The organism is Sorangium sp. So ce363 (assembly GCF_051520435.1).
Classification (GTDB): Bacteria; Myxococcota_A; Polyangia; order Polyangiales; family Polyangiaceae; genus Sorangium; species Sorangium cellulosum_B.
The window spans coordinates 5,934,108-5,947,345 of record NZ_CP150333.1 but is presented as its reverse complement, the minus strand read 5'-3'; the positions used below and the strand labels follow the sequence as shown (position 1 = coordinate 5,947,345).

Genomic DNA, 13,238 nt, shown 5'->3' with positions numbered 1-13,238 from the left:
CGGGCGCCGGCGCTTCGCGGCGTGTCTTCCCCATCGGTGTCCGCATCGACATGAGCGCTGTGTCCCGCTACACGATCACCGAGACGCTTCACGAGGGCCAATGGACCCGCCTGCTGCGTGCGGTCCGGAGCGCCGATGGCCGCCCGGTGGTCTTGAAGGTCCTCGACCCGAGGCGCAGCCGCCCGCAGGACATCGAGCGGCTGAAGAACGAGTACGCGATTGGCAAGCTGCTGGACCACGACGCCATCGTGGCGCCGCTCGCCCTCGAGACGCACGAGGGGCTGCCGGCGCTCGTCATGGAGGACTTCGGCGGCGAGTCGCTCGACCACCTCCTCGGCGCGCCGATGAACCCCGCGCGGTTCCTCGACCTCGCGGTCCGCATCGCGGCCTGCGTGGCGGTGATCCATGAGCGGGACATCCTCCACAAGGATCTCAAGCCGCAGAACATCCTCGTCAACACGGCCACCGGCCAGGTGAAGCTCGCCGACTTCGGCCTCGCGTCCCGCTTCTCCCGCGAGCAGCCGCCGGCAGGGCCCCCGCGGCTCATCGAGGGGTCATTGCCGTACCTGTCTCCTGAGCAGACGGGGCGAATGAACCGGGCGATCGACGGCCGCGCCGACCTCTATGCGCTCGGCGTGACGTTCTACGAGATGCTCGCTGGGCGGCTGCCGTTCGAGGCGCAGGACCCGCTGGAGTGGGTGCATTGCCACGTCGCGCGCGCCCCTCCGGCGCCCTTGGCGCTCGTGCCCGAGCTGCCCGAGGTGCTCTCGGCGCTCGTCCTGAAGCTCCTGGCCAAGATGCCCGAGGAGCGCTACCAGACCGCCCGTGGCCTCACGCACGACCTCGATCGGTGCCTCTCGCAGCTGCGAGCCACCGGCCGGATCGAGCCGTTTTCCCTGGCCGAGCGCGACGTCTCAGGCCGCTTCCAGATCCCTCGGAAGCTCTACGGCCGCGAGGGCGAGGTGGCCGCGCTGCTCTGCGCGTTCGAGCGCGTCGTGGGCACGGGCTCCCCCGAGCTCGTGCTGATCTCCGGCTATTCCGGCATCGGCAAGTCGTCGCTGGTCCACGAGCTCTACAGGCCGATCGTCCGGGAGCGAGCACTCTTTCTTTCGGGGAAGTTCGACCAATACAAGCGCGACATCCCCTATTCCACGCTCGTCCAGGCGTTCCGGGAGCTCGTGCTCGAGATCCTCGTCGAGAGCGAGGACCGGATCGCAGCCTGCCGGCAGCGGCTGCTCGGTGCGCTCGGGAGCAACGGGCAGCTCATCGTGGACGTGATTCCCCAGATCGAGCTCATCCTCGGGCGGCAGCAGCCGGTCCCCGAGCTTCCCCCGATCGAGGCGCAGAATCGGTTCCGGGTCGTGTTCCGGTACTTCATCGGGGTGTTCTCCCGGAAAGAGCACCCCCTCGCGCTCTTCGTCGACGATCTCCAGTGGGCCGACTCGGCGAGCCTGGGCCTGCTCTGTGAGCTGGTGACGCACCCCGAGACGCGCCATCTTCTCGTCGTCGGCGCATACCGCGACAACGAGGTGAGCCCCTCGCACCCGCTGATGTTGGCGCTCGACCAGGCACGGAAGGAAGGCGCGCGCGTTTCGGACATCGTGCTCGGCTCGCTCTCCCGAGAGCACCTCGGCGCGCTCGTCAGCGACGCGCTCCACTGCAGTCGCGAGGCGGCTGCGCCGCTTTCCGACCTCGTCCACGAGAAGACGGGCGGCAACCCCTTCTTTGCGATCGAGTTTCTCATGGCGCTCCACGAGGAGCGCCTGATCGAGTTCGACGTCCACGCGGAGGCCTGGCGGTGGGACGTCACGAAGATCCGCGAGAAGGGCTTCACCGACAACGTCGTCGACCTGATGGTCGGCAAGCTCGCGCGGCTCCCTCCGAGCACCCAGAGTGCGCTGCAGCAGCTCGCCTGCCTGGGAAGCAGCGCGGAAGTCGCCCTCCTGGCGATGGTCCAGGGCGGCTCGGAGGAGGACATGCACGCGGATCTCCGGGACGCAGCGCACGAGGGGCTCGTCTTCCGCCTGGACGGTGCGTACAAGTTCCTTCACGACCGGGTCCAGGAAGCGGCCTATTCTCTGATCCCCGAAAGCGAGCGCGCGGCGGCGCACCTCGAGATAGGCAGGCTGCTCGCGAAGCGCACGGCGCCGGAGGAGCTCGAGGAGAAGATCTTCGAGATCGTCAACCAGCTCAACCGGGGAGCCGCGCTGATCATGGCGCGGGAGGAGCGCGAGCGGGCGGCTGAGCTCAACCTCATCGCGGGCAAGCGTGCCAGGGGGTCGGTGGCGTTCGCCTCGGCGCTCACCTACCTCGCGTTAGGCTCGGCGTTCCTGGAGGAAGACCGCTGGGAGCGGCGGTACGATCTCGCCTTCGCGCTCGAGCTGCACCGGGCCGAGTGCGAGTTCCTGACCGGCGAGCTCAGCGCGGCAGAGGAGCGGCTCTCGGAGCTCGCGCGCCGCGCCAGCAGCTTCGTCGACATCGCCGCCGTCACGTGCGTCCGCGTCGAGCTCTACACGATGCTGGATCGAAGCGAGCTCGCCATCGAGATCTGCCTCGAGTCCCTGCGGCGCGTCGGCATCGCGTGGTCGCCGCACCCGACGGACGAGGAGGTCCGGCAGGAGTACGAGCGGATGTGGCGAACGCTCGGGAGGCGCCCGATCGAGGCGCTCGTCGACTTGCCACCGATGACGGATCCGGACTGCCGCACGCTCATCGACGTTCTCATCTCGAGCGAGCCGCCGGCGTCTCTCACCGACGAGAATCTGTTCTGCCTCATGATCGGTCGCATGGCGAACCTCAGCCTCGAGCATGGCAACAGCGACGGAGCATGCATGGCCTACGTCTGGGTCGGGATGGCCCTTGGTATGTACTTCGGCGACTACCGCGCGGGGTTCCGCTTCGGCAAGCTCGGCCTGGAGCTGGCCGAGAAGCGCGGGCCGCTCCGCTTCAAGGCCCGCATCGACCTGGTCTTCTGGTTCATCATCAACCCCTGGATCAGGCACATGCGCACCAGCGTCGATCCGCTGCGGCGCGCCTTCCACGTGGCGCAGGAGACCGGCGATCTCATCTTTGCTTCCTATGTCCTCAACGGCTTGCTCTCGCTCCTGCTCGCCGGGGGAGCTCCGCTCGGCGAAGTGAATCGAGAAGCCGAGAGCTCGCTCGAATTCGCGCGGAAGGCGAAGTTCGGTCTCATCGTCGACCTCATCACCGGACAGCTGATGTTCATCCGGACGCTCCGGGGCTCGATGCCGGCGCTCGCCTCCGACGATGACCATCTGGACGAGGGGCGGTTCGAGCGGCACCTCGAGGGCGACAGGCGCCGCGCGGTGGCGACGTGCTGGTATTGGATAGGCAAGCTAAAAGCGCGCCTCTTTGCGGGCGATCACGCTTCTGCCATCGAGGCCGCAGCGAGAGCGCAGCGGTTCCTCTGGACGTCGCGGTCGTATCCCGTGGTCGCCGAGTACCATTTCTTTGGTGCGCTCGCGCGGGCGGCCTGCCACGACGCGGCGCCTGCCGATGAGCGGCCCCCGCACCTCGTGGAGCTCGTCGCCCACCGCGAGCAACTCGAGGTCGGGGCCGAGAACTGCCCCGAAAACTTCGGCGCCCGCGCCGCGCTGGTCGACGCCGAGATCGCGCGCATCGGCGGCGAATGGGACGAGGCGGCGCAGCTGTACGAGCAGGCGATCCGCTCCGCGCGCGAGAGCGGCTTCGTCCACATCGAGGCGCTGGCGTACGAGATCGCGTCGAGGTTCTACCGGACACGAGGGTTCGATCTGATCGCGGACACATATCTCCGCGAGGCCCGCGCCTGTTACGCTCGCTGGGGCGCGGACGGGAAGGTCAGGCAGATCGACCAGCAGAACCCGCGGCTCTCGGACCGGAGGCCGCTCGCCCCGAGCGCGTCGTTCGCGGCGCGCTCCGACGAGCTCGAGCTGCTGTCGGTGATCAAGGCGTCGCAGACCATCTCGAGCGAGATCGTCCTCAACCAGCTCCTGCGGACGCTGCTCACGGTCGTCCTCGAGCAGGGCGGCGCGCAGCGGGCTTGCCTCTTCGTGTGTCAGGACGAGCGCCTCACCATGGAGGCGGAGGCGACCCTCGAAGGGAGAGGCGCGGCGACGATCCTCCTCGCGCCCTCGCTGGACGACTCTTCGTGGCAGCGAGTCCCCGGCTCGCTCGTCCATTATGTGCAGCGGACGAAGGAGCGCGTCATCCTGCACGACGCGGCCGCGGATGCGGGCAAGTTCTCCGGAGACGACTACTTCACGCGGTATCGGTCCAGATCGGTCCTGTGCTTGCCCATCCTGAGGCAGGCCGGGGTCGCGGGCTTGCTTTATCTCGAGAACAACCTCCTTGCCGGCGCCTTCACGTCGGACCGGCTCACCGCGCTCTCGCTCCTCGCTTCGCAGGCGGCGATCTCGCTGGAGAACGCGCGGCTCCTCTCCCAGGAGCGGGCCGCGCGGACCTCGGCCGAGTCGGCGGAGCGGCGCGCGGCCTTCCTGGCCGAGGCAGGGGAGATCCTCTCTGCCTCTCTCGATTACGGAGAGACGCTGTCGCGCGTCGTGCGGCTGTCGGTGTTGACGCTCTGCGACTGGTGCATGATCGACGTCGTGGAAGGTGGAGGGATCCGGCGGCTGTCATGGGCGCACAGGGACCCGGCGAAGGAGCCGTTGATCGAGGAGCTGGAGCGGCGGTATCCCACTCGCTGGGAATCGCGTCGCCCGGCGCTCAGGGTCCTCCGGACCGGCGAGCCGCTCCTTCTCCCCGAGATCTCCGAAGAGTTCCTCCGACAGCACTGCGAGGACGGCGGTCACGAGAGGCTCCTCCGCGAGATCGGGACGCGCAGCGCCATCATCGTGCCGCTCATGGCGCGCGGACAGCCGATCGGGGTGCTGAGCGTCGTCTCGTCCGCGCCGGGGCGCCGCTACGGCGACGCCGACCTCGATTTCGTCCAGGAAGTTGCGCGCCTGGCGGCGATAGCGATCGACAATTCGCGGCTCTACAGCGCTGCGCACGAGGCGGTGCGTGTGCGGGATGAGTTCCTGACGGTCGCGACGCACGAGCTCAACACGCCGATGACGTCGCTCCTGCTCACGCTCGAGGCCATGGATCGGGGCGTCCGCTCGGATCGGCCCTGGGACCGACAGGCCGTGGGCCGGCAGGTCGACCGCGCGCTGCGGCAGGCGACGCGCGTGATCCGCCTGAACAGCGAGCTGCTGGACGTCTCGCGGATCAACGCGGCTCGGCTGAAGCTCGATGTTGCAGAGGTCGACCTCGGGGAGGTCGTCCGCGACGTGCTCGCGCGGTTCAAGCTGGATCTGGCGCGCGCCGGGTGTGCGGTCTCGCTGCGGGAGCACGGCCGGGTCGTGGGCCTCTGGGATGGTTCTCGCGTGGACCAGATCGTCTCGAACCTGCTCGCCAACGCGATCAAGTTCGGGGCGGGCAAGCCCGTGGAGATCTCCGTCGGCGAGGAGGCGGGGACGGCGCGGCTCTCGGTGCGGGACCACGGGATCGGGATCGACCCGGCGCGCCAGACGCAGATCTTCGAGCGGTTTGAGCGCGCGGTGTCCAACCGGCACTACGGCGGGCTGGGGCTCGGGCTGTACGTCAGCCGCAGCCTCGCGGAGGCGCACGGCGGCTCGATCCGCGTCGAGAGCGCGCTCGGCGCCGGGGCGACGTTCGTCGTCCAGCTGCCGCGGGCCGGTCCGCCGCCAGGGGCAGCGCCGCGCGCCCAGCCGGACTGAGCGGCGCTGCCGGGGGCCCTCACGCCGGCTCGTCGCGCTCGGGGTCGATGTGCACGAGCACCTCTGCGTCCGGCTCGATGGCGAGGATGGCGTCGCGCGCGCGGTCGCCGGTCGCGTGCGCGCGCGCGAGGGGGAGGTCGCCCGGGAGCTCGATGTGCACCTCGACGAACAGCGTGCGCCCGGCGATCCGCGTGCGCAGCCTGTGGTGGCCGAGGAGCTCGCCGCGCGCGCGCATGGCGTCGAGCGCGGCCGCGATGGCGCCGACGCGCTCCTCCGGGGCGCTCGTGTCGATGAGGTCGCGCACGCCGAGCCGGAGGAGGGTCCCCGCGGACGTGAGGATATAGACGGCGACCGCGACCGAGAGGGCGCCGTCGATGCGGGAGAAGCCCGTCGCGTACGTGAGGGCGACGCCGGCGAGGACCGCGAGGTTCGCGGCGATGTCGGTGCGGTAGTGGACGGCGTCGGCCTGGATCGCGCTCGATCCGGTGCGCGCGGCGACGCGGCCGAGGTAGGCCACGAGCGCCGCGGTGACGAGCGCGGCGGCGGCCATCGCGCCGAGCGTGACGGCGGCGAGGCGGAGCGGCTCGGGCGAGAGCAGCCGCCGGATCCCCTCGATGAGCAGGTAGACCCCCGAGCCGCCGATGAGCAGGCCCTGACCGGCGGTCGCGAGCGTCTCGATCTTCGCGTGACCGAACGGGTGCGAGCGGTCGGGTGCGGCGTGGGCCAGCTGGATGGCGAGGGCGTTCGCCGAGGAGGCGAAGAGGTCCGTGAGCGAGTCGACGGCGCTCGCGGTCACGGCCATCGACTGGCCGAGCTGGCCGGCGATGAGCTTGCCGAGGGCGAGGCCGCCGGCGGTCAGCGCCGCGATGCGCCCGGCGCGCAGCGCGGCGCGGGCGCGGTCGGCAGGGTCGAGGCGGCGCTCGGCGGAGGGAGCGGCGCCGCGGTCGACGGCGGGGGCGGCGGGCGCAACGCCGGGGGCAAGGCGGGCGGCGGGGTCGGGGCGGGCGCCGAGGCGGGCGGCAGGACGTGGTCCGCTCATGGCCGGGAGGCTACCCCGCGACGCCCTTGCCCGTCATGCGCGTGGTGGTCGGGATCACCCGAGCGGGTGCGCTGCCACGTCGCACGCGCCCCGACCGCGAGATCGTCGAACGCATGGCCCCGCAGCTCTCGGCGGCCGGCTGCTCGACAGAGATCGAGATGGACGAGCCGGTGGTGGGGTACTCGGATACGTCCCGCCTGGAGCAGGTCCTGCTCAACCGCCTGTCGAACGCGATGAAGTACGGCAGGCGTCGGCCCATTCACGTGGGCGTGCGCAAGCAGGCCGCCTCGGCATGGATCACCGTCCGAGATCAGCGAATCGGGATAGGAGAGGAAGCGTTCATCGTTGAGCTCCCTTTGCGTCCCCCCGGGCGGGCCTGAAGGCCGCGATCGCCGGCCGGCAGCGTGCCCCGGCCCGAGCGCGACGCGCAGCGAAGCCCGCCTGATCGCCGCGGCAAGCGCTCGCGAAGGCAGCGGCCAGCATGGAGGTCCCTGCTCGTCGGGGCCCGCGACGTGCACCGCGGAACTGCCGGGCCTGACCCGTGGTACCTATCGATAGAGGGGGTGCTGGGGTGACACGATCGTGGGAGGCCGTGGCAGAGAATGCGGTCCCCGGCGGGCGCCATGCGCTCACGCCGGTCGTGTGGTTACGTCGTCTCGGCAAGGCGCGCGGACTCGAGCGCTCCGGCGCTGACGGCAGCCCCCAGGGGCCGCCAGGCCGCCGGGCGCCAGCGCTCCACGGAGTGCCTTTCCCATGGGGATGAGCGCAGCCTCCCCCTACACGATCGTCGAGACCCTCCACGAGGGCCTGAGGACCCGCCTGCTCCGAGCGGTCCGGAGCGCCGATGGCCGCTCGGTGATCTTGAAGATCATCGACCCGAGGCGCAGCCGCCCGCAGGACGTCGAGCACCTGAAGAACGAGCACGCGATCGGCAAGATGCTGAACCACGAGGCCATCGTGAAGCCGCTGGCCCTCGAGACGTACGAGGGGGTGCCGGCGCTCGTCCTGGAGGATTTCGGCGGCGAGTCGCTCGATCACTTCATCGGCGCGCCGATGCAAACCGAGCGGTTCCTCGACCTCGCGGTCCGCATCGTGGCCGGCGTGGCGGCGCTCCACGAGCGGGGCATCCTTCACAAGGATCTCAAACCGCAGAACATCCTCGTCAACGCGGCCACCGGCCAGGTCAAGCTCACCGACTTCGGCCTGGCGTCCTGCCTCTCCCGCGAGCAGGCGCCGGCGGGGCCTGCGCGGCTCATCGAGGGCTCCTTGCCGTACCTGTCCCCGGAGCAGACAGGGCGAATGAACCGGGCGATCGACAGCCGCGCCGATCTCTACGCCCTTGGCGTCACCTTCTACGAGATGCTCACCGGGCGCCTGCCCTTCGAGGCGCGGGATCCACCCGAGTGGGTGCACTGCCATGTCGCCCGCGCCCCGCATCCGCCCTCCGCGCACGTCCCGGAGCTGCCCGAGATCCTCTCCGCGATCGTCCTGAAGCTCCTCGCCAAGATGGCGGAGGATCGCTACCAGACCGCCAGCAGCCTCCAGCACGACCTGGAGCGGTGCCTGGTCGAGCTCCGGGCCACCGGCAAGCTCGAGCCGTTCCCCCTGGCGGCGCACGATGTCTCGGGCCGCTTCCAGATCCCTCAGAAGCTCTATGGTCGCGAGGACGAGGTCGTCGCGCTGCTCTCCGCCTTCGAGCGCGTGGTCGGCACGGGATCCCCCGAGACCGTCCTCGTCTCGGGCTATTCCGGGATCGGCAAGTCTGCGCTGGTGAGCGAGCTGCACAAGCCGATCGTCCGCGAGCGGGGATTCTTCATCTCGGGGAAGTTCGACCAGCGCAAGCGCGATATCCCGTACTCGACGATCGTCCAGGCCTTCCGGGAGCTGGTGCTCGAGCTCCTCGCCGAGAGCGAGGAGCGGCTCGCGGCCGTCCGGGATCGGCTGCGCGCCGCCCTCGGGATCAACGGACAGCTCATCGTGGACGTGATCCCGCAGGTCGAGCTCGTCATCGGGCGGCAACCGCCGGTCGCCGCGCTGCCGCTGGCCGAGGCGCAGAGCCGGTTCCGCGTCGTGTTCCGGCGTTTCATCGGGGTGTTCACCCGGAAGGCGCGCCCCCTCGCGCTCTTTCTCGACGATCTCCAGTGGGCCGATCCGGCGAGCCTCGGGCTCCTCGAGGATCTGATGACGGATCCCGAGACGCGCTGTCTGCTCGTCATCGGCGCGTACCGCGACAACGAGGTGACCCGTTCCCACCCGCTGATGCTGGCGCTCGATCAGATGCGGAAGGGGGGCGCGAGCGTCTCGGAGATCGTGCTCGGCCCGCTCTCTCGCGAGCACCTCAGGGAGCTCGTCAGCGACACGCTCCACTGCCGCCGCGAGGACGCCGCGCCGCTCTCGGACCTCGTCCACGAGAAGACGGCTGGCAATCCCTTCTTCGCGATCCAGTTTTTCATGGCGCTCCACGAGGAGCGCCTGATCGAGTTCGACGTCTACGCAGAGGTCTGGCGGTGGGACCTCACGAAGATCCGTGCCAAGGGCTTCACCGACAACGTGGTGGCCCTGATGGTCGGGAAGCTCATGCGGCTCCCTGCCAGCACCCAGGACGCATTGAAGCAGCTCGCTTGTCTGGGAAACACCGCCGAGATCGCGCCCCTGGCGATGGTTCATGGCCGCTCGGAGGGGGCGTTGCACGCGGTCCTCTGGGAGGCCGTCCGCGCAGGGCTCGTCCTCCGCACGGATGGCACGTACAGGTTTCTCCATGACCGCATCCAGGAGGCGGCCTATTCGCTCATCCCCGAGGGCGAGCGGGCGGCGATGCACCTCGAGATCGGCCGCCTGCTCTCGTCGCGGACGCCGCCCGAGGAGCTCGAGGAAAAGATCTTCGAGATCGTGAGCCAGCTCAACCGCGGCGCCGCGCTGATCACGGCGCGAGAGGAGCGCGAGCGTGTGGCCGAGCTCAACCTCGTCGCGGGCGAGCGCGCCAGGAGAGCCACGGCCTACGCCTCGGCGCTGAGCTATCTCACGGTCGGCGCCGAGCTCCTGGGCGGGGAGAGCTGGGACACGCGGTACGAGCTCGCCTTCGCGATCGAGCTCCACCTGGCCGAGTGCGAGATCGTCACCGGCGCCCCGGCGGCGGAGGAGCGGCTCTCCTCGCTCTGGCGCCGCGCGCGGGACCTCGACGAGGCGGCCTCCGTCGCGCGCACGCGCGTCGAGCTCTTCACGACCCTCACCTGGAGCGACCGCGCCGTCGGGGCCTGCCTTGAATACCTCCGGCGCGTCGGCGTCTCGTGGTCGCCGCACCCGACGGACGAGGAGGTCCAGCGGGAATACGAGGGGGTATGGGAGCGGCTCGGGAGCCGCTCGATCGAGGAGCTCATCAACCTGCCCCCGATGACCGATCCGGTCTCGCGGGCGACCGTGGACGTCCTCACGTCGACCATAGCGCCAGCGCACTTCACCGATGCCAACCTGCTCGCCCTCATCCTGGGTCGCGCCGTGAACCTCAGCATCACGCAGGGCAACAGCGACGCCTCGTGCTGCGCCTACGCCTACCTCAGCACGTGCCTCGGCCCGCGCTTCGGCGACTACCAGGCGGCGTACCGCTTCGGCAAGCTGGGCTTCGATCTGGTGGAGAAGCACGGGCTGCTCCGCTTCAAGGCCCGCGTCTACTCGACCTTCGCGTTCATGGTCCTGCCCTGGACGAGGCACCTGCGCGCCAGCGTCGAGCTCATGCGACGCGCCCGCGACGCGGCGCAGGAGACCGGCGATCTCGCGTATGTTGCCTATGCCGGCAGCTCCCTGGTCTCGCTCCTGCTCTCGGACGGCGATGTGCTCGATGAAGTGCAGCGCGAGGCCAAGAGAGAGCTCGAGTTCGCGCGGAGGGCGAGGTTCGATCTCATCGTCGACCTCTTCACCGGAAACCGCCGGCTCATCCGGACACTCCGGGGCCTCTCGCCGGACTTCTCCACCTTCAACGACGCGGAGTTCGACGAGGGCCGGTTCGAGCAGCACGTCATGAGCGATCCCACCCTGACGGTCGCCGCCTGCTGGTACTGGATCCGCAAGCTGCAAGGGCGCTTCTTCGCGGGCGACTACGCGTCCGCCATCGAGGCGGCGTCGAAGGCAGCGCCGCTCCTCGGGTCGTCGGCGTCGTTCTTCGAGGCGGCGGAGTACCATTTCTACGGCGCGCTCGCGCGGGCAGCGCACCACGACGCGGCGACCGCCGACGAGCGGCCCCGGCACCTGGATGCCATCGTCGGCCACCGCAAGCAGCTCGAGGTATGGGCGACGAACTGTCCCGAGAACTTCGGGAACCGCGCGGCGCTGGTCGCCGCCGAGATCGCGCGCATCGAAGGCCGGTATCTCGACGCCGAGCGCCTCTACGAAGAAGCCATCCGCTCGGCCCACGATGGCGGCTTCGTCCACAACGAGGCGGTCGCTTGCGAGGTCGCGTCTCGGTTCTACCGAGCGCGGGGGCTCGACAGGTTCGCCGACACAACCCTCGGCGACGCGCGGACCTGCTACGCCCGCTGGGGCGCTGACGGCAAGGTGGCGCAGATCGACAGGCAGAATCCGCGCCTCCGCGAGCCGAGGCCCACCCCGTTCACCGCCACCTTCGCGGCTCGGCCCGAGCAGTTCGACCTGCTCTCGGTGACCAAGGCCTCGCAGGCCATCTCGGGCGAGATCATCCTCGACAGGCTCCTGCGCACGCTGCTCGAGGTCGTGCTCGAGCAGGGCGGCGCGCAGAGGGCCTGCATCCTCCTGAGTCAGGACGGCAAGCTCTCGATCGAAGCGGAGGCCGCGCTCAAGGAAGGAGGGGCGGTGGTGAGCACCCTCGAGTCGGCGCCGGTGGATTCCTCGCAGCGCCTCCCCTCGTCGCTCGTCGACTACGTGTGGCGGACCGGGGAGCGCGTCATCCTGCACGACGCGGCCGCCGATGCGGGCACGTTCTCCGGCGACGGCTACTTCGCGCGGAGTCGGCCCAAATCGCTCCTCTGCATGCCCATCCTGAGGCGGGCCGAGGTGGTGGGCATGCTCTTCCTCGAGAACAACCTCCTCGCCGGCGCGTTCACGCGGGATCGGCTCACCGCGCTCTCGCTCCTCGCCTCGCAGGCGGCGATCTCCCTGGAGAACGCGCGGCTCCTCGCCAAGGAGCAGTCCGCGCGGACCGCCGCAGAGACGGCCGAGCGGCGCGCGGCCTTCCTGGCCGAGGCCGGGGCGATCCTCTCCGGATCGCTCGATTACGGGGAGACGCTGTCGCGGCTCGCGCGGCAGTCCGTGCGATCGTTCTGCGACTGGTGCATCATCGATGTCGTCGAGGGTGGAGAGACTCGGCCCGCGGCCTCGGCCCACAGAGATCCTGCGAAGCAGCCTTTGCTCGCCGAGCTACGACGGCGATACCCTCCTGGCCGGGATTCGCCCCATCCGGCGGCCCGCGTCCTCAGGGACTGTGAGCCGCTCCTGCTCCCCGAGATCTCGGACGAAGTCCTCCGGCGATACGCCGAGGACGACGGGCACGCGAGGCTCCTCCGCGAGCTCGGGACACAGAGCTCCATCACCGTGCCGCTCGTGACGCGGGGACAGCCGCTCGGGGCGCTGAACGTCGTCTCGTCCGTGCCGGGGCGCCGCTACGGGGACGCCGATCTCGAGTTCGTGCAGGAAATGGCGCGCCGGGCGGCGATGGCGATCGACAATTCGCGGCTCTACCGTGCTGCTCAGGAGGCCGTCCGGATGCGGGACGAGTTCCTGACCGTCGCGACGCACGAGCTCAACACGCCGATGACGTCGCTCACGCTCACGCTCGAGGCGATGGATCGGGCCATGCGGTCGGGTCGGATCTGGGACCCGCAGGCCATGGGCAGGCAGGTCGACCGCGCGCTGCGGCAGGGAGCGCGCCTGACCCGCCTGAACAGCGAGCTCCTCGATGTCTCGCAGATCGACGCGGCTCGGCTGAGGCTCAGCGTCGCCGAGGTCGACCTCAGGGAGGTCACCCACGACGTGGTCGCGCGATTCAGGCACGATCTGGAGCGCGCCGGGTGCTCGGTCTCGCTCAGGGACGGCGGCCGGATCGTGGGCCGCTGGGATCGCTCCCGCGTCGATCAGATCGTGACGAACCTCCTCGCCAATGCGATCAAGTTCGGCGCGGGCAAGCCCATCGAGGTCGTCCTCGGCGAGGAGGCCGGGATAGCGTGGCTCTCGGTCAGGGATCACGGGATCGGCGTCGATCCGGCGCGCCAGGAGCGGATCTTCGAGCGCTTCGAGCGCGCCGTGTCCAACCGGCACTACGGCGGGCTGGGGCTCGGCCTGTACATCAGCCGCAGGATCGCGGAGGCGCACGGCGGCTCGATCCGCGTCCAGAGCGCGCCCGGCGCCGGCGCCACGTTCATCGTCGAGCTGCCGCGCGCTGGGCCGCCGCGCACCGTCGATCCGAGCGCTCTGCCGAGCTGAGCGCCGCCTTC

At 70.1% G+C, this 13,238-nt stretch carries 4 protein-coding genes; 3 read left to right on the top strand and 1 reads right to left on the bottom strand.

What is annotated here, in order from left to right; genetic code table 11:
• The first annotated feature begins 50 nt into the window (after window positions 1–50).
• On the top strand, window positions 51–5,741 hold the full coding sequence (locus tag WMF12_RS22270; protein WP_437873533.1) for a sensor histidine kinase: 5,691 nt from the start codon (window positions 51–53) through the stop codon (window positions 5,739–5,741).
• Window positions 5,742–5,760: 19 nt separating this feature from the next.
• On the opposite strand, the gene WMF12_RS22265 is transcribed toward WMF12_RS22270, so the two are convergent.
• Window positions 5,761–6,780 (bottom strand): cation diffusion facilitator family transporter, encoded by a 1,020-nt coding sequence (locus tag WMF12_RS22265; RefSeq protein ID WP_437873531.1) that lies wholly within the window; start codon window positions 6,778–6,780, stop codon window positions 5,761–5,763.
• A gap of 35 nt (window positions 6,781–6,815) precedes the next feature.
• On the opposite strand from WMF12_RS22265, the gene WMF12_RS22260 reads away from it, so the two are divergent.
• Together WMF12_RS22260 and WMF12_RS22255 are read left to right on the top strand one after the other, a co-directional pair.
• Window positions 6,816–7,160 (top strand): ATP-binding protein, encoded by a 345-nt coding sequence (locus WMF12_RS22260; RefSeq protein WP_437873529.1) that lies wholly within the window; start codon window positions 6,816–6,818, stop codon window positions 7,158–7,160.
• A gap of 373 nt (window positions 7,161–7,533) precedes the next feature.
• Window positions 7,534–13,227 (top strand): sensor histidine kinase, encoded by a 5,694-nt coding sequence (locus WMF12_RS22255; RefSeq protein ID WP_437873528.1) that lies wholly within the window; start codon window positions 7,534–7,536, stop codon window positions 13,225–13,227.
• Window positions 13,228–13,238: the final 11 nt, after the last annotated feature.

Coding starts and splice junctions, on each gene's coding strand:
- WMF12_RS22270 (WP_437873533.1), top strand. CDS start 51: ATGAGCGCTGTGTCCCGCTACACGATCACCGAGACGCTTCACGAGGGC.
- WMF12_RS22265 (WP_437873531.1), bottom strand. CDS start 6,780: ATGAGCGGACCACGTCCTGCCGCCCGCCTCGGCGCCCGCCCCGACCCC.
- WMF12_RS22260 (WP_437873529.1), top strand. CDS start 6,816: ATGCGCGTGGTGGTCGGGATCACCCGAGCGGGTGCGCTGCCACGTCGC.
- WMF12_RS22255 (WP_437873528.1), top strand. CDS start 7,534: ATGGGGATGAGCGCAGCCTCCCCCTACACGATCGTCGAGACCCTCCAC.